Source organism: Thalassotalea sp. 273M-4, assembly GCF_041410465.1.
Lineage (GTDB): Bacteria > Pseudomonadota > Gammaproteobacteria > Enterobacterales > Alteromonadaceae > Thalassotalea_A > Thalassotalea_A aquiviva.
In genome coordinates, this window is sequence record NZ_CP166961.1 from 2,397,643 (window position 1) to 2,418,929 (window position 21,287).

The 21,287-nt window shown below is 41.6% G+C and carries 19 protein-coding genes; 9 read left to right on the plus strand and 10 right to left on the minus strand.

Annotation, left to right across the window (positions count from 1 at the left end; genetic code table 11):
* Positions 1–60: 60 nt before the first annotated feature.
* Positions 61–1,071, minus strand: a complete 1,011-nt coding sequence (gene galE / locus ACAY00_RS10810) for a UDP-glucose 4-epimerase GalE (protein ID WP_371373312.1) — start codon at positions 1,069–1,071, stop codon at positions 61–63.
* A gap of 88 nt (positions 1,072–1,159) precedes the next feature.
* Positions 1,160–2,116 carry a DHHA1 domain-containing protein gene (locus tag ACAY00_RS10815; RefSeq protein ID WP_371373316.1) on the minus strand — a complete coding sequence of 319 codons (957 nt, stop codon included), beginning with the start codon at positions 2,114–2,116 and terminating at the stop codon, positions 1,160–1,162.
* A 328-nt stretch (positions 2,117–2,444) separates the two neighbouring features.
* Between ACAY00_RS10815 and ACAY00_RS10820 the strand changes: the two genes are divergently transcribed.
* The 5 genes from ACAY00_RS10820 (at position 2,445) to ACAY00_RS10840 (ending at position 8,984) form a co-directional block, all read left to right on the plus strand.
* Complete coding sequence (locus ACAY00_RS10820) at positions 2,445–3,923, plus strand: peptide MFS transporter (RefSeq protein WP_371373319.1); 1,479 nt, start codon at positions 2,445–2,447, stop codon at positions 3,921–3,923.
* 461 nt (positions 3,924–4,384) lie between these two features.
* The gene (locus ACAY00_RS10825) at positions 4,385–6,841 is read left to right on the plus strand and encodes a M1 family metallopeptidase (protein WP_371373322.1); all 2,457 of its coding nucleotides are present in this window, start codon (positions 4,385–4,387) and stop codon (positions 6,839–6,841) included.
* Between the two features lie 37 nt (positions 6,842–6,878).
* Positions 6,879–7,376, plus strand: a complete 498-nt coding sequence (locus ACAY00_RS10830; RefSeq protein WP_371373325.1) for a DUF6702 family protein — start codon at positions 6,879–6,881, stop codon at positions 7,374–7,376.
* Positions 7,377–7,659: 283 nt separating this feature from the next.
* Positions 7,660–8,352 carry a transglutaminase-like cysteine peptidase gene (locus ACAY00_RS10835; RefSeq protein WP_371373328.1) on the plus strand — a complete coding sequence of 231 codons (693 nt, stop codon included), beginning with the start codon at positions 7,660–7,662 and terminating at the stop codon, positions 8,350–8,352.
* A 107-nt stretch (positions 8,353–8,459) separates the two neighbouring features.
* Positions 8,460–8,984, plus strand: a complete 525-nt coding sequence (locus ACAY00_RS10840) for an NUDIX hydrolase (RefSeq protein WP_371373330.1) — start codon at positions 8,460–8,462, stop codon at positions 8,982–8,984.
* Position 8,985: 1 nt separating this feature from the next.
* Here ACAY00_RS10840 and ACAY00_RS10845 read toward each other — a convergent pair whose 3' ends face one another.
* The 4 genes from ACAY00_RS10845 to ACAY00_RS10860 form a co-directional block, all read right to left on the minus strand.
* Positions 8,986–9,330: a YajD family HNH nuclease gene (locus tag ACAY00_RS10845; RefSeq protein WP_371373333.1), complete on the minus strand. Its 345-nt coding sequence runs from the start codon at positions 9,328–9,330 to the stop codon at positions 8,986–8,988.
* A gap of 124 nt (positions 9,331–9,454) precedes the next feature.
* On the minus strand, positions 9,455–10,375 hold the full coding sequence (locus ACAY00_RS10850; RefSeq protein ID WP_371373336.1) for an alpha/beta fold hydrolase: 921 nt from the start codon (positions 10,373–10,375) through the stop codon (positions 9,455–9,457).
* Positions 10,376–10,700: 325 nt separating this feature from the next.
* On the minus strand, positions 10,701–11,228 hold the full coding sequence (locus ACAY00_RS10855; protein WP_371373339.1) for a hypothetical protein: 528 nt from the start codon (positions 11,226–11,228) through the stop codon (positions 10,701–10,703).
* A gap of 178 nt (positions 11,229–11,406) precedes the next feature.
* Positions 11,407–12,315: a mechanosensitive ion channel family protein gene (locus tag ACAY00_RS10860; protein ID WP_371373342.1), complete on the minus strand. Its 909-nt coding sequence runs from the start codon at positions 12,313–12,315 to the stop codon at positions 11,407–11,409.
* Between the two features lie 266 nt (positions 12,316–12,581).
* Between ACAY00_RS10860 and ACAY00_RS10865 the strand changes: the two genes are divergently transcribed.
* Genes ACAY00_RS10865 through ACAY00_RS10875 form a run of 3 tightly spaced genes read left to right on the plus strand, consistent with a single transcriptional unit; the run spans position 12,582 to position 14,723 of the window.
* The gene (locus ACAY00_RS10865) at positions 12,582–13,058 is read left to right on the plus strand and encodes a DUF2947 family protein (protein ID WP_371373345.1); all 477 of its coding nucleotides are present in this window, start codon (positions 12,582–12,584) and stop codon (positions 13,056–13,058) included.
* Between the two features lie 21 nt (positions 13,059–13,079).
* Positions 13,080–14,027: a 23S rRNA (adenine(1618)-N(6))-methyltransferase RlmF gene (rlmF, locus tag ACAY00_RS10870; RefSeq protein WP_371373348.1), complete on the plus strand. Its 948-nt coding sequence runs from the start codon at positions 13,080–13,082 to the stop codon at positions 14,025–14,027.
* 9 nt (positions 14,028–14,036) lie between these two features.
* On the plus strand, positions 14,037–14,723 hold the full coding sequence (locus ACAY00_RS10875; RefSeq protein WP_371373351.1) for a tRNA (adenine(22)-N(1))-methyltransferase TrmK: 687 nt from the start codon (positions 14,037–14,039) through the stop codon (positions 14,721–14,723).
* Positions 14,724–14,727: 4 nt separating this feature from the next.
* On the opposite strand, the gene ACAY00_RS10880 is transcribed toward ACAY00_RS10875, so the two are convergent.
* The 3 genes from ACAY00_RS10880 to ACAY00_RS10890 all read right to left on the minus strand — a co-directional run bounded on the left by ACAY00_RS10880 (position 14,728) and on the right by ACAY00_RS10890 (position 19,384).
* Positions 14,728–15,144 carry an acyl-CoA thioesterase gene (locus ACAY00_RS10880; protein WP_371373354.1) on the minus strand — a complete coding sequence of 139 codons (417 nt, stop codon included), beginning with the start codon at positions 15,142–15,144 and terminating at the stop codon, positions 14,728–14,730.
* Between the two features lie 134 nt (positions 15,145–15,278).
* Complete coding sequence (locus tag ACAY00_RS10885) at positions 15,279–18,332, minus strand: efflux RND transporter permease subunit (RefSeq protein ID WP_371373357.1); 3,054 nt, start codon at positions 18,330–18,332, stop codon at positions 15,279–15,281.
* Complete coding sequence (locus ACAY00_RS10890) at positions 18,332–19,384, minus strand: efflux RND transporter periplasmic adaptor subunit (RefSeq protein ID WP_371373360.1); 1,053 nt, start codon at positions 19,382–19,384, stop codon at positions 18,332–18,334. The genes ACAY00_RS10885 and ACAY00_RS10890 overlap by 1 nt, the downstream gene beginning before the upstream one ends.
* Positions 19,385–19,626: 242 nt before the next feature.
* Between ACAY00_RS10890 and ACAY00_RS10895 the strand changes: the two genes are divergently transcribed.
* Positions 19,627–20,202 (plus strand): TetR/AcrR family transcriptional regulator, encoded by a 576-nt coding sequence (locus ACAY00_RS10895; protein WP_371373363.1) that lies wholly within the window; start codon positions 19,627–19,629, stop codon positions 20,200–20,202.
* A gap of 94 nt (positions 20,203–20,296) precedes the next feature.
* On the opposite strand, the gene ACAY00_RS10900 is transcribed toward ACAY00_RS10895, so the two are convergent.
* Complete coding sequence (locus ACAY00_RS10900; protein WP_371373366.1) at positions 20,297–21,277, minus strand: aldo/keto reductase; 981 nt, start codon at positions 21,275–21,277, stop codon at positions 20,297–20,299.
* Positions 21,278–21,287 lie beyond the last annotated feature (10 nt).

Consider the following 21,287-nt stretch of genomic DNA (forward strand, 5'->3'; position numbering starts at 1 on the left):
TAGGTTTACACATTTAGGACGCAATAGAGAAACCTAAACCCTTAATCAGAGCGGGTGTTTTTATTCAAATCCATTCGGGTTATTTGATTGCCAGCGCCATGTGTCGGCGATCATGTCTTCTAAACCGCGTTCAGCTTGCCATGCCAACAATTCATGCGCTAAATCAGCTTTGGCAAATACCGTTGCAATATCGCCGGGTCTGCGCGGACAAATTTTATAAGGAATATCAACGTTGCTGATTTGTTTGAATTTTTCAACAATTTCTAAAACAGAGGTACCGTTCCCCGTCCCCACGTTAATTGCTGTACACCCAGGTAAAGAGTCCAGTGCAGCAACCGCTTTTAAATGCGCCAGCGCTAAGTCAACCACGTGTATGTAGTCACGAACCCCAGTGCCATCAACCGTGTCATAATCATTACCAAATACTTGTAACTGTTTTAACCGCCCCACCGCAACTTGCGATACATAAGGTAATAAATTATTTGGAATGCCGTTTGGATTTTCGCCTATCAAACCACTTTCATGAGCGCCAATGGGATTAAAGTAGCGCAATGAAATAATTTTCCAGCTTTGATCTGACTTGGCCAAATCAAATAAAATATGCTCAATCATAAGCTTCGTTTGGCCATAAGGGTTCGTGGCCGATGTGGGCATGTTTTCATTTAGTGGAGAGGTATTATTCTCTCCATAGACCGTGGCTGAAGAGCTAAAGACCATCTTTTTTACATTGTGTTTTGCCATAACCTCGAGCAACACAATCGTTCCGGTAACATTATTATGGTAATAGCTTAATGGAATTTGGGTCGACTCGCCAACGGCTTTTAAACCAGCAAAGTGGATCACCGCATCAATGTCATGCTCACAAAAGACTTGCTCCATAGCATCTTTGTCACAAATATCAGCTTCGATAAAGGTAACGTTTTTACCGGTGATTTGCTTAACTCGGTCTAATGATTTGGTCGAAGAGTTTGATAAATTATCAACTATAACAATATCTTGGTTGGTGTTCAGCAGTTCTACAACCGTATGGCTACCGATATAACCGGTTCCGCCGGTCACTAATAAACTCATAAAAAATCCTATTTGAGTAAGTCTTAAAAAGTATCGTACACGTTTCACTTAAAGATGGAAAAGGAATTTTTCGGCTTAAGAAAACGGCTTAATTATAATAATTTTCTAATGTAGAAATAAAGCGTTCTACTTGTTCTTGTGGTAAAGCATTAATGCCTGCCGCCCCTGCACGCCCACCTCCGGTAGTGAATTGAACACAAACCTCGTCGGCTCCTTGCTTATCATTAAGCGGTGCGCGCACACTCACAGTGTAGGAATCATCGACATTTTTGGTCAACACGGCGTGTGCTTTATCGGGCGCATTATTCGCTAACTGATTACTAAAGACGCCACTCACACGTCTGGCCCAAGGTTGGTCATCAAGTGACACTACTTTGCAAACAGAGCTGTTATACAGCACCTGCGCACTTTGGGCTCTGGCCATATCTTGCTGGTATGCGTCTTGCAGTTGATGGTAAACCGAGTAACCTTGATTAAACAAGTTTACAGGGGTTTCGCAGGCCAGTAATTGCTTAAATAAATCGGCCGGATGAAAATGCAAATCTTCAATGTAACGCCCATAGCCGTTGTAGTTTACTAACGTCCCTAGGCTTTTTAATTGCTCTGCCAGTGATTGCTCAATTCCATGTAGCGCACAATGGCGCATGGCAACAGCATCTAAATTATCGCCAAATGCCGAAGCTATTGCCCATAAATAATGCTTAGCATGTAAGTAATCATTAACCAACAAGCCTGTGCAGACATCGGCTGAAGTATTAATATGGCTACTCAATAATGGGGAATGGATCTCTTGTCCGATACGATGATGATCAAAGTAACGTACCGGTACCTGGGCGTGTAAAATCGTGGTCAATGCTTCACTGTTCTTTTCCATAGAAATATCAAGCACAGTCACGCTAGAAGCAGATTCAGGGTTAACTTGCTCTAGTAAAGCAATATCACGTTTCACTCCAGTAATTAAAATAGATTCTTGCGGTTCAGCTAAACGCAACTGAACTAAAGACATGATGCCATCAGCGTCACCATTAAAAACATCAAAATGCATAAACAAGAACCCACAGTATTAATTACAGTCTGTAATTTCATTAAACCATCTTTTTATTAAAGATCAAATTACGAGAATAAATCTTGTTGCCAGCACCGCCTTTACCCTGTTCAAATAAGCAACAATTAACACAATCTTTTTCAATCAGATAAAAGTCTAAGAGACTCAACCCGAACCTTGATTTAACTAGAAAAAAAACACTTAGTGGTTGTTTATTAATCAGAAAATCACAAACATAGATTAGGGATTAACTTGCTTTTCTGATCGCTGATAGGTATAAACAATGAGTTTTTTTAAAATTAGAATAGTAATATTTAAAGGAAGTTGAATGTCTAGTTCAAATCAAGGCACCCTATTCGGGCACCCGAAAGGGCTATTCCTACTCTTTGGTACAGAGATGTGGGAACGAATGAGTTACTACGGTATGCGTGGTATTTTTGTACTTTATCTAGTGGCTTTTGCTAGCAGCTTTGGCTGGGACATGGCCTATTTTGGCATCGACCCAAGCGCCCCAGATGCCCAAAAGCTATACGACATAGCAATTCAATCTGAAGCACTAGGTATCTTAGGTATCTATGCCTTGTTTGTTTACGTAACCCCAGTTCTTGGCGGGTGGATGGCCGATAACGTATGGGGCCAGCGTAAGTCAATCATCGTTGGTGGCTTACTGATGATGCTAGGTCAATTCAGCTTAGGTACCCCACACCACCTAATTCCTGGTATGGAAACAACCTTCCTTTGGCTAGGTCTTTTCTTACTGATCATGGGTAATGGTTTCTTCAAGCCAAATATCTCGACCATGGTAGGTGACCTATACACCGAAGGTGATAAACGTCGTGATGCCGCCTTTACCATTTTCTACATGGGTATTAACTTAGGTTCTATCTTAGGTTACTTAGTTGTTGGTACTATTGGTGAAAAGATTAACTACCAATACGGTTTCTTAGCCGCCGGTGTCGGTATGCTATTAGGTGTGCTTTTACAACTGGCTTTGGCGAATAAATACCTTGGTAATGTAGGTGTTGAACCGTCAGCGAAGAAAAATAACTCAACAGATACACCAAATGCGCCATTAACAACTGAAGAGCGTGATCGCGTTAAAGTTATCTTAATCATGTCGTTCTTTACCATTATTTTCTGGTTAGGTTTTGAGCAAGCTGCCGGTTCAATGAACTTGTTTGCTAAATATAAAACCGACTTAGTTTTCTTTGGTTGGGAAATGCCAGCGTCCTGGCTACAAACGGTTAACCCTATTTTTGTAATCATCTTAGCGCCAATTTTTGCCGCGATTTGGTTAAAATTGGGAGAAGCCGAACCGAACTCACCGAGAAAGTTTTCTTTAGGTATGTTCTTCCTAGGCCTTGGTTTTATCTCTATGGTCATGGCCGCATTGCAAATTGGCGATTCTGAAACGGCAAAAGCGCATGTTATTTGGTTGGTTCTTGCTTACTTATTTCATACCATGGGTGAGCTTTGCTTGTCACCAATTGGTCTGTCTATGGTAAGTAAATTAGCCCCACTTAAGTACACCTCGTTATTAATGGGTATGTGGTTCTTATTCTCAGGTTTAGGTAATTACCTTGCCGCTTGGGTTGGTCAAATGGTTGGTGAAACCGGTCCACTACAAGCGTTTGCTGGTGTTGCTATCATGGCCTTTATCGCAGGTATCTTGTTATGGTTACTCAGTGACAAACTGGTTGACTGGATGCACGGCGCAGAAGATAGCCATCCTGAAAATCTGGAAGCACGTGTAGAAGAAGAAATTGCGGTAACAGCAACTCATGAAGGTATTTCTGACAAGCACTAATAGCTGACAGTAAATCATCTTGAACAAACGGAGGCTAGCGCCTCCGTTTTTTATACCTAAAACCAACCCCATCAAGTTTTTATACCAATCCCATTAAGCGATTCCCGCCCCTATTACTTTATTCGATGGTTAAAACCTGCACACTAATTCAACAATAAACGGGCAATATAGGTTAATTAACGGTAACTTATCGCAAATATTATGAGATTAGCCTTAAGCCAATTGACTCTTGTTTAAAGCCTGATAGTATCGCCCGCGATAACAATAATAGCGCCAATAACATTATCTGACTTAGGTATCAATAAACCCTCTTCTTGGTTATACCTGCCCGACTCTAAGGTTTTTGCGCGCGAACCTATTAGGGCATTTACGGTACACCACTTGACAGATACCGTCGGCAATAACGTTTTAGCTGGTTTATTTGGCCAGAACATTTATACACTTTAAATCTAGGAATCTCGATGAAATTGAAAGCTCTATTTTCAGTTGCTGTACTAGCCGCTGCATTAGCTCAACCTTCATTCGCTACGACCGTTAAACAGTCCAAAGGCGACTTTGAAGATAAGTTTCGACAATTAGAAGAAATATTACCCACGCCTAACGATTACCGTAATGCTGCTGGTGAGCCAGGAAAAGAATACTGGCAACAACAAGTGGATTACACGATTGATGCACAATTAGACGAGCAAAAACGTCGAATTATTGCCAAGGAAACGATTCAGTACCATAACAACTCACCGTACACATTAAAGTACTTATGGTTGCAATTAGAACAGAATCGATTCAAGCCAGACTCAATTGCTGAACGCAGTGGTGACTTTGGTGGGATTGGTCGACGTGGTCCATCAACATCAAAAGCTTCAAGCGATTCACCGGCCAAAGTAAGTTTGGGTGAACTACGTCGCCAACAATATTACGCCGACACCGAAATTGGTTATGACATTACCAACGTCAGCGACGATAACGGTAAAGCGCTTGCATTTACTTTAGTCGGTGCACAAGCTCGTATCGATTTAACACAACCGCTTGAGCCAGGTGATTCTATCGAATTTCACTTAGACTTTGCCTACAACATTTTGGAAGAAAATGCGGTTTCTGCTCGTTCAGGTTACGAACATTTTCCTGATGATGCAAACGAAGGTGGCAACGACATCTTCCTACTTGCTCAGTGGTTCCCTCGTGTTGCAGCATTTTCAGATTACGAAGCATGGCACAACAAAGAGTTTTTAGGTCGTGGCGAATTCACCCTAGAATTTGGTGATTACGACATTAAAATGACGGTTCCTGCTGACCACATTGTTGCTTCAACAGGTGTATTGCAAAACCCAAATAAAGTGTTAACAAAAGTACAACGTGAACGTTTAAAACAAGCAGAAGAAACCAAGCGTCCAGTGATGATTGTGACGGCTGAAGAAGCGCTGGAAAACGAAAAAGCCGGTACCAATAAAACCAAAACATGGCACTTCAAAGCTGAAAATGTGCGTGACTTTGCTTGGGCTTCATCACGTAAATTTATGTGGGATGCCAAAGGCTACGCCCAAGGTGGTGATGAACAACCACTGGTTATGGCAATGTCTTACTGGCCTAAAGAAGGTGGTGATCTTTGGAAGAAGTATTCAACCGAGTCAATCATCCACACCATGGAAGTTTACGGTCGTTTTACCTTTGACTACCCATACCCAACGGCCATTAGTGTAAACGGCCCTGTAGGCGGTATGGAATACCCAATGATCAGCTTCAATGGCCCGCGCACCACATGGCAAGAAGATGGCAGCCGTACCTATACCCTAGCCGATAAACGTTTCCTAATTGGCGTGGTTATTCATGAAGTAGGCCACAACTACTTCCCAATGATTGTGAACTCAGACGAACGCCAATGGACTTGGATGGATGAAGGTCTAAACAGCTTCTTAGATGGTGTAGCCGGTCGTGAATGGGATCCTACGATTCCTTGGGGTGTTGAGCCTCGTGATATTACCTCGTACATGAAGTCGGATGTTCAAGTACCGGTAATGACTCAGTCTGACAGCGTGCTTAAATTGGGTCCAAATGCTTACACTAAACCGGCTGTCGCATTAAATATTTTACGTGAAGTTATTATGGGCCGTGAGCTGTTTGACTTTGCTTTTAAGGAATATTCAAACCGTTGGAAAGATAAGCGCCCAACCCCTTCTGATTTTTTCCGCACTATGGAAGAAGCCTCTGGAGTTGATTTAGACTGGTTCTTTTACGGTTGGTTTTACACCACAGATCATGTCGATATCTCTATTGATAAAGTGTACAAGCTACGTCTAGATACGAAAAATCCTGACATCGATTTTGACCGTCTACGTCAAATTGAAGCAGAAAAGCCAACACCATTATTTATTGAACGCAACAATGAAGCAGGCCGTAAGACTTGGGTTGAGCTAAACTCCGATGTACGTGATTTTCACGATGAGAACGATCGCTTTACCGTTACCAACAAAGATCGTAACGACTACACGACTTTCCTTGATGGTTTAAAACCTTGGGAGCGTCGAGTATTAGATCGTGCCCTTGAAGAAGATAAAAACTACTACGTAATGGACTTTTCAAACCTTGGTGGTTTAGTCATGCCAATCTTATTAGATATGGAATTTAGCGATGGTAGCCATCAAGAATTACATATCCCAGCAGAGGTTTGGCGTCGCGCCCCTAAACAAGTGAGTAAGCTTATTGTTACTGACAAAGACAAAGACATTGTGTCTGTGACCGTTGACCCGCACTGGGAGACAGCCGACGTAGATGTTGAAAATAACCACTACCCACGTCGTATCATTGAATCTCGTATTGAAGCGTACAAGCACAAGCGCAGCAAGAGCAAAACCTCGCGTGATATCATGCAAGATAGCAAAGCTGAACTTAAAGAATCTAAGCCAAAGCCTTACCAAAAGTAATTGGCAAGAGATAAGTCTAAATTAACAGGTGAACACAATGCGCATAATTTTCTTTTGTTTTTATTGTCTGGCAACGTTAACCAGTAGCATGGTATTTGCTCATCAACAAAAAGAGGCCTATACCACCGTTCTGTTTAATGACCGGACAGGAAACATCGAGGTGTCGCATCGCTTTTACTTGCATGATGCTGAGCATGCCTTGGGGAAAACCTTAAAAAAGCAGGGTGACCTGTATGCAAGCCGTGAGACCCAACAAGATTTTGCCAACTATATTCAACAACAGTTTCGCTTAGCCGATGACAAGCAGAGATTGTTGCCTTTAGGCAGTGTTGGTTTTGAAGTAGAAGGGAAATTTTTCTGGGTCTATCAAGAAATTGCCAAGCCCGACCATATCAATGGTGTGTACATCCAAATGCGCGCATTACAAGATGTTTGGCCTGGTCAAATCAATCAAATCAACGTCGACCATGGCGGAAAAACCCGCTCTGTTAGATTGTCGATTAATGATACCTGGCAAAAAATCAGTATTGATTAGTTTTTAGGCTTATTAGCGTTTTTAAAAGCGAGCTTTGATGCTCGCTTTTTTGTTGAAAAATGTAAAAAATACCGACCTTTGTAACTCTTCGTAATAAGCTACAAATTAACTTATTGCATATTTTCAATAAGTTAAGATTTATTTTCGTTTTTTTGTTGATTTTAGCACTTGTGCTTAACAACATTTTAAAACACGTTAGCCCACAATAAACCAGTACACTCTGCCCAAATTTTAAACAACTCAAGGTATTTACCGTGATGTTGTTCTTCTTGAGTGGTGGAAAATGAATCGACTTATTTTGTTAATCTGTTTATCTGTTTCTGTATTATCTGGCTGTGCAAATACCAATAATGGTGTAAATGATGATCTAAATAGTAATGACAATCTATCGACTTTATTGTACTCACCCGCGCAACAAACGATAGATCTAAATGACCCAACGGCTATTCGTACCCTGCTAGCAACCGTAAACCTTATCGTTAATCAATCGATTCGTTACGAATATGATCAGGTCGTTTATGGTGAAAATGATTACTGGGCTTCACCGATGGAAGTGCTTAATCATCGCCGTGGTGATTGTGAAGACTATGCGTTTTTAAAACGAGAAATTTTAATTAACTTAGGGATCCCAAGGGAACGGCTAAAGTTAATCCAGGGCGATGTTAAAGAAATGGGCGCTTTTGCGGGGAAAAAAAGGATCCCTCACATTGTGTTGGCTTATTTCCCAACGCCTGAAAGTCATAACCCAATGATATTGGACAATATGCGCACGCAAGTAATGCTGTTAAAAACACGTAATGACTTTCGCTTAAATTATGTGTTTGATGAAAGTAATGTTTGGAAAAGTATCAACACCAAGGACGATAAAAAGGTATACAACACCGATATTTTGCCTAAGTTTGCAAAATTACGCGATCGCAATAAAGCACCGGCCTTTGGCGCTTCGTCTTACATTGAGACCGCTTTGGCTCAATAAGCCAAAAAATCATCTTAAAATAACGCTGTGTCGGTATCTAAAAGCAGAGCACAGCGTTATAATTTTACCCTTATGTTAAATCGCTTATCCCCACGAAAACTGACCTTATGCGCTTAATTCGTTCAACCGTTCACCCAGATATTAACCTAGAGACGGGTCGTCAATTTACTCGATTAGCCACTCGCGCCATTGTTCTAAAAGGCGATGAGATTTTACTGCTGTATACCCAGCGTTATCATGATTATTCATTACCCGGCGGTGGTATTGACGAGGGTGAAGATAAAATTCAAGGTTTGCTTCGAGAGCTAAAAGAAGAGACCGGTGCGCAAAACATTAAAATACTATCTGAGTTTGGCGTTTATGAAGAATACCGTCCTTGGTATAAAGATGATTACGACATTATGCATATGCTGTCGTATTGTTATTTTTGTCAAATCGATGAACAGCTGGCAATTCCCCAATTGGAAGCGTATGAAATCGCTAATGGGATGGAACCCGTGTGGATTAACATTGAACAAGCGATCGCTCATAATGAGCAAACCATCGCAAGCAGCGATAAAAAAGGCCTGTCGATTGAGCGAGAGACCTTTTTATTAAAACGTATCGCAGAGCAGATTTACCAGCCCGCTTAATTTATTTTTTAAGCATCGATTTTAAATCGGCAAAAGGATTATAGGTGGCGGTGTCTTGATTGGTATCGCCCGCGGTTACTTCACGGCTATATTGCGCTTGTTCTGTGTATTTTGCGTGCTCATTATCATGACAATAAATACACAGAAGTTCCCAATTACTACCATCTGATGGGTTATTGGTATGATCATGATCGATATGATGCACGGTCAATTCTTTTATATTGGAATAGACAAATTCGCGTGCACAACGACCGCAAATCCAAGGGAATAATTTTAACGCCTGATCTCGATATCCGGCCTCTTTACGCTTATAACTGGCACTGGTGCCAAATTTATCTGAAGACATAATGCTAACCTAGTTAATTTAATCTCTCAATTCTATGATATAGAGCACGGCTACGACAAGTCGGTTTTCACTATCTGTTGGAATAAAATTTGATGATTAAATACCCGCATAAAAGCCAACCGCATTAGTGTTGTTTCAACCATTCGCTGATTTTAGGAAAGTGATCCCGTTCCGCCTTTTTATGAGTCAAAATATCGATATGATCATAATCGACGAGATTACCCGCTTGTTTTGATAACACCGAAAATTTAGCTTGGGTATTTTTACTCTCCTCTATAAACACCTTCACATCAATGGGGTTGCCCATAACAGTATCGTTAATTCCGGTTAAATGCCAAGTTGGTGGCCAGTCAAACCCTTTGGCGGCAGCAAAATAGTCAAAGCCATCTTCAGGATCTTGCCAATGACTTTTGTTCACCCATGCGACACTGTGACTAAGGGATTTTAAGGTTTCATTATCGGCACCGATACGGTACTTTTTAGCATCAAAATAGCCCTTACGTTTGGCTATACTCAAAGCCAAACGATTCCAGACCAAATTTAATTTAACAAACCGTTCAAAGCTTTTTACGGTGACTTGTCGTTTGGTACCAAAGCACACATTAGAGCGCACTTTACTGGCAACATTTTTATCTCGAACCAGCACCGATGCCATCAATACCCCACCCCATGAATGGCATACCACATGCATAGGTTGTTGCGTTAACTGGTGTACATAATCGATAAACAATGGCAAATCTTTGGTGATCGACTCAAATTGGCCGTGATCAGACTCTGCGTTGATTTTGGGGCTACTTTTACCGCGCCCTCGAAGATCAAGTACATACACATCAAAACCTTGTCGCGCCAAAAAGCAAGCGAAGCCCTTACCGGTTTCAGTATAAAAAATGCGGCCATTTTCAATCGCCCCATGCACCATCAAAACGGGGACACCACCTTGTTGCTGATATATATGTCTAAGGTGCAGTTGATGTTTGTTATCTTCAATAAATAAAGACTGTTGTGAAACGGCTGATTGCTCGCAAAACGCCTGTTGTTCTGGCATAGGGAAAACATAACTCCTTTTAGTGGTTAGACCAGATACCGTAACGTTAAATTAACATTAACGCAAGCTTGCATGATGAGAATGTAATATCGCTACGACTAGCGGTTAAGGTGTCGTCTTATTTATTTCGCTCACCATTTAACACAAGCACTTAACACAAGCACTTAACACAAGCACTTAACATAGTTGGAAAGTTAATGACTGAGCATATTCGCCTTATAACATGACGAATATGCAGCCTTCACAAGGATAAGCACACAATAAGTGCCTCTAAATTTTGCATGAAAGGGCTCGATAAATGGCTCAATTGAAACTGATTTTGTGACTAATTGACTTTATTTGATGCACTACCAATGTAGTAGTAAATTGTCCATTCTGATTTAAACAAGCTGGCTGTTGGGACTGCGTGGGCCGCTAGCATCACATCCGACGTAGGGCTGGTAAATTCAATTTTATAACCACCATCATTCCTTGGCGCTTCAACGGCCTGCCATTTAGTACCTAAACATTGCGTTGTGGTGATTTTGGCATTGTTAAAGTAGTAGTCTACAACCTCTTTATTAGGCGCCGAAACACTGCAAGAATATGTATGTTCAGTGCCCCAAGCCCAAATTTGACAGGCATCTCCAACCAAATGATATTTGGCTTTCCAAATCTGGGAAGCTCGGGTCTCAAGCTGACTTTGCTTTAATCGGGTAAAATTATTTTGATACTCGTTAATAAGCGCATTAATTTTTTGACACGGCTTTTCTACTTTCTCAACCACCGCCGCTGTTTGTGCATCCGGCACCGAATTACAAGCGATAAGTAGAGCACTCCCCAGCAACAAAGACGTATTTTTTAGGTTGAACATAGATTTCCCCTTTCCAATTTCGGTATTTCAAAAATTATCTAAGCATAATTACCTATGCATTAAATATCCCTAGCCTTAAGTCTAAAGTCATTTAACAACTCTGCGAAGATATGGTAAAAAACAACAGAAGCTTTAGTCATCGTGTTGCCCCCCTACCTTAATCTTTAGCAAAACCGCTTTAACATTTTTTGGCATTAACATCGGAGTATGGCGACGAAGAGATAATATGCACATCTCTTTGTGGATACGGAATCGCAATATTTTCTCGCTTTAAACTCTGATAAATCAATTTATGAGCATGGTATTTGGTGGCGTACAAACTGACCGTCGGTGTCCACAATCGAATACTGATAATGATGGCACTGTCACCAAACTCATCTATACCAAATAGCGGCTTTTTTTGTTCACTAACAAAATCTTGCGATTCGATAACCGGTTTAAGAAAATCGATAACCGCTAAAGGGTCATGTTTATAAGAAATGCCAACGCTTAGCTCCAACAAAGAGTCATGGTGAGAATTATGTAACACTTCACCCACAATATGTTTATTTGGAATTGTGATATAAACCCCATCTTCATCCACTAAGATGGTGTACGCCAATAACACTTCTTCTACAATCCCTGTAACCCCTTGCACTTTTATGGTATCGCCAACAACAAAAGGGCGCAGCAAAATAATATTAAAACCGGCGGCATAGTTCGATAAAAGCCCTTGAATGGCAAGACCTGCCCCTAATGAAATCGCCCCGATAGCCGCAACAAATGGAGTCAAACTGATCCCCAGTTTACCCAGCGCAATGATTAAAATTAATGCCACTAAAATCATCTTGGCGGTGTTGGCTAAAAACCGGCTTAAGGTAATATCAATATTTTTACGCTCACAGAGGTTTAACACCACTTTTGAGACCTTTCCCGCCACAATAAAGCCAATAATAAAGATAAGAAAAGCACCAACCAGTTGAATCGAGTAATTGGCAAAAAACGTGATAATAATGTCGTAAAAACTGTTTAGGTAATTGATTTCATCCTGAATAAGACTGGTCGGGGTAAAGCCATCACCATTTGGTATCGGTGCAGACTCTGACATAATCGTTTTTGTTATGGGTGTTTGTTCAGTGGCCATATCTAGTTAGAACAAGGAAGTCATCATTACAGCCTAGAAAACATCTGCAAATACTGCAACTTGAGTCAAAAATTGACGTCAACATTTCAACTGGTACGCCTTGCAAGATTATACCAATCCCACTCATAAGATATGAACACCTAACATCGCAGAGGATATTTTGGGGACGTGCATTTTTCCCTTGCATTAAAAATGCTACAATGCGAAATCAACACCCAAAAAGGTATTTTATGGCATATATTTCTATTGACGATTTAAAACATGCTTGGGTCTTTAAACGCAAAGACTTACCCATTAGCGAATCCGATTTCAACAACATTAAACCTATGACCCCTGCGCGTTCTGCTACGCTTTGGGCTGCTACGATTAGCAACCAAGTTGATCACCCCGATTTTTTTACCGACAGCGACTGGGTATTACAACCAGAGTATTGGCTTGATAGTGGCTTTTGGGAAACCACTTGGGAAGGTGACGAGCTTGACTTACCTGAGCCTATATTGGCGCATTTAGATTGGCAAGATAATACGGTCGTGTATTTTTGCTTATCACGAAAGCTGGTGATTGAAAGCAATTGGGGTACTTTTAAACGTTGCTGGAAGAACTTCTTAATGATGGACGATGGTCCATTTTTGGTGGCGAAAAAACGCCCTCAGGTCGTTCAATTCTTGTCTGATGGCAGTTATAAAATCGGCAATAAGCCCAATTAATTTTAATATCGGTTTACTCTCTTGCATCCAAGAAACAAGCACCTAAAGGGCTACGACTTTCAAAAACTCAGCGAAAGTCATCCACCATTAACGCCTTTCGTTAAAGCCAGTGGCTTTGGCACATTAACCATCGATTTTTCCAATATTGACGCGGTTAGGGCGCTCAATTATGCGCTATTAAAACACCATTACAATATTCAACATTGGCAGTTTGATCGAATCCATCTATGCCCTGGGGTACCGGGTCGGGTAGATTATATTCACTATTTAGCTGATTTATTAAAGCGCAGTAATAATCAATTACCCGCTCCTGGCGGTAAAGTTAGGGCTTTGGATATCGGCACCGGAGCCACTTGTATCTACCCATTATTGGGGCACAGTCAATACGGTTGGCAATTTGTTGGCTCTGATATCGCGCCTAAATCAATCGCCAGTGCGAAAGCGATTGTTCAAGCCAACCCGCATTTATCTGAGCATATAGAGTGTCGTTTACAAAGTGAGCCAGAGCACATATTTAAAGGCCTTATCAAGCCAGGTGAACGTTTTGATTTAACCCTGTGTAACCCACCGTTTCATCGCTCTGTACAAGAGGCAGAAACAGGCAGTCGGCGAAAATGGCAAAACCTCTCCCCATCAACCAAGGACGCGGTAAATAGTGACCAACCAGTGTTAAATTTCGCAGGCCATCAAGCCGAACTGTATTGCCCTGGTGGTGAGCTTCGCTTTGTCAGTAAAATGATCCGAGAAAGTCGCCACTTTAGCAAGCAAGTGCTTTGGTTTAGCTCATTGGTAGCCAAAAAGGAAAATTTGAGAGGGATAAAATTAGCGCTCAAAAAAGCGGGGTGCGCTCAATCTGAAATAATAAACATGCACCAAGGTAATAAAATCAGCCGGTTTGTCGCTTGGAGTTTTCACCCTCAAGAGCTGCACGCACATTGGTGCCACCAACATTTTAAAAAATCAATGTAGTCCGTTGTTATGAGTAAAATATCACACCGCCTATTGAACATAACCGAAATGATCTCAAAGCCTTACCAACAAGTTTGGGACTGCTGTTGTGATCATGGTTTATTAGGGCTGCATCTACTTGAGCATAAGATCGCAAACGACGTGGTGTTTATTGATATTGTGCCAGAATTAATGCAAAAGCTTGTCAAAAAGCTATCAAGCTTAGAGCAGCGCACCCATAATTTCCCAAAATGGCAAGTCAAATGTGAAGATGTTGGTTTCATTACGCTTGATAAAGCGCTTAAGCAAACGCCATTATTCATTATTGCCGGGGTTGGAGGAGATTTAACCTTAGAATTGGTGCGTTCCATTTGCCAACGCAATGACAATCATCAACTGGAGTTTTTACTTTGTCCGGTACACCATAATGCGACCTTACGAGAAGGCTTAACCAGTTTAGGTTTTGGTTTGATTAATGAGCGAATCGTTAAAGAGAACCAACGCTTTTATGAAATCATCCATGTGAGCCAAGCGATAAACCAACCCATTGTTGAGATAGGCTCAATAATGTGGGACTTAACAACCCCTGTGCATCAAGAGTACCAACAAAAACGCTTACAGCACTACCAGCGCCGACTCAATAGTCGAGATCAGCAGACCAAGGCTCAAGCGCAGCGCTTAGTAAGGGCTTACCAAGCGTTGCTTGTCGAGCAATAAACCATTACGACTCAAGGTTTAATGAGCGTACTTCTTTGATCGTCTGCTCTTTTAATGTCTCTTTAGTTTTTCCATGAGCGGTTGGCATTCTTGTTTTCGGATCAAGCGACACAAATACAATATCATCGGCCAAACAAATGGTTTTTTTGGTGATTTTATTTCGCACCAAACAGGTCACCGTAATGGAAGTACGACCAACTTTTTTAACCGACAAACCAAACTCAACAATATCGCCTTCAAAAGCCGGTGATTCAAAGACAATTTCACCTATGTGCTTAGTCACAATACAATTGGTTTCTAATTGGCAAATCGCAAAAATAGCGGCCTCTTCGTCAATCCATTCTAAAGCTCTGCCACCAAATAACGAGTGCGCGTAGTTGAGATCATTAGGCATCACCAAACGGCGAGAAAGAAAGTGCATAAAATTTCCAAAAAATTGTAGGTCATTAATTAATGCCGTTGATTATACGCTAAAAGATGGCATCGTTTAATAACAAAAACTTAACGATAAAAAAGTCCAGTGGTTTTACCCTAACTGGACTTTGATAATCTGCTCTAGTGAGTGACTTGCGCCGCTCTAAATGATACTTTGTAAAACACGCTATAGAGCACGGGCACCGCAATCAAGGTTAATACGGTAGCAAAGGCTAAACCGCCCATAATCGTCACCGACATATCGGCAAAGAACGGATCGAAAATCAACGGTGAAATCCCTAATATGGTGGTTATTGCCGCCAACGATACCGGTCTTAAACGACTGACACTGGCATCGACAATGGCTTGATGCGCTGCTTTACCTTCTTGAATTTGCAGATCAATTTCTTCTAATAACACAATCGCATTTTTGATCAACATGCCAAACAGACTTAAAAAGCCAAGTAACGACATAAAGCCAAACGGTAAGTCTGCTAAGAGCAAACCACTGACCACACCAACTAATGCCATTGGCACCAACAACCAAATGATCAGTGGTTGTCGTGCTCGGCCAAAGAGTAAAACACTGATGATAAACATCAATAAAAAGCCCAGTGGTAAACCAGCTCCTAATGCTTTTTGGGCATCTTGTGAGGATTCAAACTCACCACCCCACTCAATATAATAGCCCTCAGGCAATACCAGTTGTTCAATTTTAGCTTTGCTACGCGCAAAGGCTTTCGCAGCCGTTTCATTAAAACCCGGTTCGGCACCGACGGTAATGGTGCGAACACGATTACGTCGATGAATTAACACTTCTTCACTGTCATAATTGAGTTGTGATGAAATTTGCGAAAATGGAATGTATTTTCGCTGCGAACTGCTCCAGACCAAGCTTTTTTGAATATCGATAACGTCGTTATTTTCCGCGCCTTTATTTCTTACGATGATCGGATATAAGTAATCACCATCATGTAATTGCCCTACCCGTAAACCCTTAGTTTCATACTGAATTGCTTCAGAAAAATCTAATCGACTGACCCCCGCTAAACCAGCGGCAATATCATCATATTTAGGGGTTAATACAAACCCTTTTTCTCGCCAGTTATCACGCACATCACGGATGGTTGCATCTTGATAAAAGATGTCTTTTATTTGATTGGCAATAACACGCAATTGTGCAGGATCATCACCAGATATCCGAGCTTCAATTTTGGATTTGGTCGGCGCACCATATTGCATTACCTGACTGAAAAACTGACCATCAGGATCAGCTTGCTGCAAAGTTGCAGGCAAGGTTTGAGACAAGGTTTCGATGGTATCACTGCTGTGTGTTCTGATCACAAATACGCCGTAACTTTCGTTGGCCGACTCGGGTGCATAAACCAATGTAAAACGCTCAGCGCCTTTACCAATATAGGTTCCAACCGATTTCACTTGTGGCAAATCGGTGAGCATTTGTTCAGCTTTAATCATCACCTTTTCAGTGCTACGAATATCCCTATCTTGTGGCCCCCAGTAATGGACAAAGAAAATAGGTGAATTTGATGGCGGAAAGAAACCTTGTTTGATCAAGCCAAAACTTGCATAAGCAGTTACGGTAATCAGTACCAAGCCAGCAATGGTTAACCAACGCCACTTTAATGCCCAGCCTAAAAATGCTAAGTATTGACGACCAATAAAACCGGTAGATGCATGAGCGCTTTGATCTTTAACTTGATAAAAGTAGCGACCTAATAACGGGGTTAACGTGACAGCCAACACCCAACTTAAGAGCAAGGAAATAAGCACAACCGCAAATAGAGAAAATAAAAACTCTCCGGTTGTATCATCGGACAAACCGATGCCAGAAAACGCACAAATTCCAATAATCGTTGCCCCCAGCAATGGCCACTGGGTTCGCTTTACAATAAAGCTTGCCGACTCTAGCGCCGATTTACCAGCATGCATTCTAAGCATCATGCCTTCCGCCACCACAATGGCATTGTCGACCAACATCCCCATTGCAATGACCATAGCCCCCAGCGAAATTCGCTCTAACTGTAGACCGTATAACCACATAATCATCACCGTACCTAGCACGGTTACTAACAAGGTTACGCCAACCACAACGCCTGAGCGCCAGCCCATAAATAAACACAAAGTCAGCGTTACGACCAGCATCGACATTTCAAGGTTGGTAATAAAGCCATCAACCGCATGGTCAACTTCTTCGGCTTGATCATAAATGGCATCAACCTCAATGCCTGCCGGTAATTCAGCTAATACTTTGGCGACTTTTTCATTTACCGCTTGGCCAACAGCCACAATATTGACTTCTTTTTGGGCTGCAACCGATAAAGTCACCGCAGGGTGGCCATTGTAACGAATTAATTCTTTAGGAATATCAACCGCTTTAATACTTAACGTGGCAATATCTTTAAGTTTTATTGAACGGTTCTGACCAGGTACCACAAACGATAAGTCGGCGATTTCATCTAATCGATTATTCGATGCTTCAACGGCTAAACGCAGATTTTTTTCACCCACTAATAACCGCCCACCAATCGCTGGGCGTAAATGGTTGTTGATGACATTTGCGACATCTGGGTAGGACAAACCTAAGCCCGCAATTTGAAAACGGTCGAGTTCAGCAACAATATGCTCTTCTAAGATACCATTGACATTGACCTTAGCGACCCCGTCAAGGGTTAAGAGCTCTCGCCTTAAAATACGCGCAAATTCGCGAATTTGATACGGTGTAAAGTCTTTGGCGGTTAAGGCATAATACAAACCAAAAACATCGCCAAAATCGTCATACACTACCGGTTGACCTGCGCCCAGAGGCAGTTTGTTTTCGATATCGCCAATGCGTTTTCGAACTTCATCCCAAACTTGCGGTAATTGGGGCCCGCGTAACTTTGAGGACACCTCAACCGTAATCACTGAAACGCCTGGTTTACTGACCGAGTTTAACTCCTTTAATTGCGGCATTTTTTGCAGCGCAATTTCTATTTGCTCGGTCAGTTCTTTTTCTACTTTCTCAGCACTGGCCCCTGGAAATTGGGTTACCACTTGGACTTGTTTGATGGTAAAAGCAGGATCTTCAAGGCGGCCAATTTCTTTTAAACCGATAACACCACCAACGCAACTAATAAGAACAAATAGCCACACATTAATCGGTTTTAAAATAGAATAACGAGCGATATCAAACATTACTTCACCGCCACGTATTCTTTCACTAACAACCCTTGGCGCATTTTATTGGCGGCTGCCGATACCACTTTTTGACCGACAGTTAAACCAGGCCCTATTAACGCATGGCGATTTTCAATGGTGAGCACATCCACCGACTGTTTTGCTACGCGCTGGCTCTGAGGGTTAAACACCCAAACATGAAAACCACTTTCTCCACTGCCAATTAACGCCGATAATGGCACCACATATTGCTCACCTTCCGGGTGCAATTTTTTGACTTTAACCGTTGCTCTAGTACCGGGAATTAAATTAACCTTCTCGGCAGAGTTTAAAGCAAAAGTAACGCTGTAGGTTTGGGTAATAGGATCGGGTTGCGTTTGGTGCTCAACATAATGAATATCATAGGTTTTAGAGCCATTACTTAATACGGTTGCGGTGGCATCAAACTGGGTATTACCCGCATTGGCAGTGATCAGTTTTTCGGGCACATCAAAGGTAAAATAATAACTTGATACATCTTGCAATGTGGCAATGGTATCAGACGATTTAATGTAGCTATTATTGTCAATAAAGCGCGCTGAAACAACCGCATCAAACGGTGCTCTAAGTTCGGTATAGCTTAGGTCCTGTTCGGCATTTGCTAATGCTAATCGAGCAATTTCAAATTCGGATTTGGCGTTATCGAACATACGTTTTGAAGCCACCCCTTTATCAAACATGGTTTGCATGCGGTTAAGCTCGGTCGTTGCAAGATCTAGTCGAATTCGACTTTCAGCCACTTTGCGAATAAACGGAGCTTGGTCTATTTTGGCCAGTAACTCTCCTTTTATAACCCTTTTTCCTTCGCTTAAATTGACCATAACCAAACGCCCAGACAGTTCAAACTTTAAATTAACGTCTTTTACGGCTTCAACCGTGGCCGGGAATTCAAAGCTTTTCGCTTGATAATTTTTTTCCACGGCACTCAGTTGCACCACAATAGGCTTTTCCGGTGCGACAACTTTGGTGTCAGGTTCTCCACAACCCAAAAGAAGCAACGCAAAGATAGTAAAACAAAAGTATCGACCCACAAATGACTCCTTAAAGATTTACCAATACACCTAAAAAAATGTTAATTTATGTCAAACACTGGCTTAAGCATAGTGTGTATTGGCTTATCAATTTCAATATGTCAGAATATTTACGCTAACATATTAATAAAAATGAACGAAAGTTTACGCGGGCATGTTAACACATAAAGCAAAAGTGTAAACGCGATAATTTATGGTAATTATTTCTAAATAGTAACGCTTTCAAATAATAGGAGTGTATTTTGCCCGACAGTATAAACAGAATCATTAAAGCCGCCAGAGAATGCTTTCGCCAGCATGGCTATAATACAGCCAATATTGCGATGATTTCTCGTCATGCCAAAATATCCCGCGTTACTATTCACAAGCACTTTACCAATAAAGAAGCCTTATTTAGAGCCGTTGTTTCTGACTATTTAGATAAAACGGCGATGACCATCGAGAATTACCAGCTCAGTAATCAAAGCTTTTGGCCCGCCACAAAAGCCTTATTACGAGAGAAGTGTGAGCGAGTGTTTGAAGAAGTTAGCAACCACTTAATTAAACCAGACTTAGCCCAAGCTGGCGAACAATATTGCCAAGATTTAATAGAGCAAAGACGCTTACAAACCATTAAAGCCATTGCGGACAAAGCACAACAAGCGGTTGAAGCAAATGAATTAAGCTTGGTTAAAGTAAGTATGACCAGCCTTGAATTTGCTCAGACTCTACATCAAGCCGCTGAAAACTTTCTCATGTCAGGCAGTAAATCCAGCACCGAAGCATCGTTTATTCGCTTGCTAAATGTGTTTGTTGCCGCCACTGAGAGTAAAGCTTGACCGTTGATAAGTAGAAATGGAAACTGACAACACAATAAAAAGGCATGCTGCTAGCATGCCTTTTTTATTCCCACGAGTTATCAATCGCAAAGGCTTAAAATCGTTGGGGCTCTGCAGGTTTGTTTTGCAAAATATTTTCTATTTGCGCCATGACCTCATGGCTTAACGCGCCTTTGGAATTTAACGCGGCCAAATTATCTTCGAGTTGAGCCAATTTGCTCACCCCTAAAATAACACTTGAAACCTGCTCATTGGTTAACAGCCAACAAAGCGCCAGATGATGCAATGGCACTCCAATGTCTCTGGCCAACCGATCGAGTTTTCTAATTTTGTCTAGATCATCTGGGTTATCCATTAGGATATCTTTTAGCCATTGATAATCATCTAAACTAAAACGACTGCCCGTTGGGATGCCATCGATGTATTTACCGGTTAACAAACCTGAAGCTAAAGGCGAAAAAGTGGTTAGCCCTAAACCTTTTTCGTATAACGGTCTGAACTCACCTTCCACTTTATTACGGCGCAACATATTGTATTCCGGCTGTTCAACAACTGGAGCAACTAAATTACGAGCTTGAGCAATACCCATCGCTTCGCTAATTTGTTGGGCGTTCCATTCACTGGTTCCCCAGTACATCACCTTACCTTGCCTGACAAGGTCCGTCATGGCTTCGACTGTTTCTCCAATGGGGGTATCGATATCGGGTCTGTGACAATAATATAAATCTAAATAATCAACATTAAAGCGTTTCAATGCACCGTGACACGCATCAAAAACGTGTTTGCGCGATAAACCGCGTTGAGTTGGTTTATCGCCCCCCCAAAATACCTTCGATGAGATCACATAGGAATCACGTGTCCATTGCAATTTAGAAATGACGTTGCCCATAAGCTCTTCAGACTTTCCGGCCTCATAGCCTTCGGCATTATCGTAAAAATTAATGCCTGCATCATACGCCGCAGCCATCAAATTTTTGGCATCGTTAAATTGCACCCCAGTCGCAAAATTTACCCAAGAGCCAAAACCCAATTCACTCAGTTGCAACCCTGTTTTGCCCATTCTTCTGTACTGCATACGATCCTCT

What these genes read in the sequence shown, in the direction of transcription:
- galE (WP_371373312.1), bottom strand. Translation starts at nt 1,071, where the DNA reads ATGAGTTTATTAGTGACCGGCGGAACCGGTTATATCGGTAGCCATACG.
- ACAY00_RS10815 (WP_371373316.1), bottom strand. Translation starts at nt 2,116, where the DNA reads ATGCATTTTGATGTTTTTAATGGTGACGCTGATGGCATCATGTCTTTA.
- ACAY00_RS10820 (WP_371373319.1), top strand. Translation starts at nt 2,445, where the DNA reads ATGTCTAGTTCAAATCAAGGCACCCTATTCGGGCACCCGAAAGGGCTA.
- ACAY00_RS10825 (WP_371373322.1), top strand. Translation starts at nt 4,385, where the DNA reads ATGAAATTGAAAGCTCTATTTTCAGTTGCTGTACTAGCCGCTGCATTA.
- ACAY00_RS10830 (WP_371373325.1), top strand. Translation starts at nt 6,879, where the DNA reads ATGCGCATAATTTTCTTTTGTTTTTATTGTCTGGCAACGTTAACCAGT.
- ACAY00_RS10835 (WP_371373328.1), top strand. Translation starts at nt 7,660, where the DNA reads ATGAATCGACTTATTTTGTTAATCTGTTTATCTGTTTCTGTATTATCT.
- ACAY00_RS10840 (WP_371373330.1), top strand. Translation starts at nt 8,460, where the DNA reads ATGCGCTTAATTCGTTCAACCGTTCACCCAGATATTAACCTAGAGACG.
- ACAY00_RS10845 (WP_371373333.1), bottom strand. Translation starts at nt 9,330, where the DNA reads ATGTCTTCAGATAAATTTGGCACCAGTGCCAGTTATAAGCGTAAAGAG.
- ACAY00_RS10850 (WP_371373336.1), bottom strand. Translation starts at nt 10,375, where the DNA reads ATGCCAGAACAACAGGCGTTTTGCGAGCAATCAGCCGTTTCACAACAG.
- ACAY00_RS10855 (WP_371373339.1), bottom strand. Translation starts at nt 11,228, where the DNA reads ATGTTCAACCTAAAAAATACGTCTTTGTTGCTGGGGAGTGCTCTACTT.
- ACAY00_RS10860 (WP_371373342.1), bottom strand. Translation starts at nt 12,315, where the DNA reads ATGTCAGAGTCTGCACCGATACCAAATGGTGATGGCTTTACCCCGACC.
- ACAY00_RS10865 (WP_371373345.1), top strand. Translation starts at nt 12,582, where the DNA reads ATGGCATATATTTCTATTGACGATTTAAAACATGCTTGGGTCTTTAAA.
- ACAY00_RS10875 (WP_371373351.1), top strand. Translation starts at nt 14,037, where the DNA reads ATGAGTAAAATATCACACCGCCTATTGAACATAACCGAAATGATCTCA.
- ACAY00_RS10880 (WP_371373354.1), bottom strand. Translation starts at nt 15,144, where the DNA reads ATGCACTTTCTTTCTCGCCGTTTGGTGATGCCTAATGATCTCAACTAC.
- ACAY00_RS10885 (WP_371373357.1), bottom strand. Translation starts at nt 18,332, where the DNA reads ATGTTTGATATCGCTCGTTATTCTATTTTAAAACCGATTAATGTGTGG.
- ACAY00_RS10900 (WP_371373366.1), bottom strand. Translation starts at nt 21,277, where the DNA reads ATGCAGTACAGAAGAATGGGCAAAACAGGGTTGCAACTGAGTGAATTG.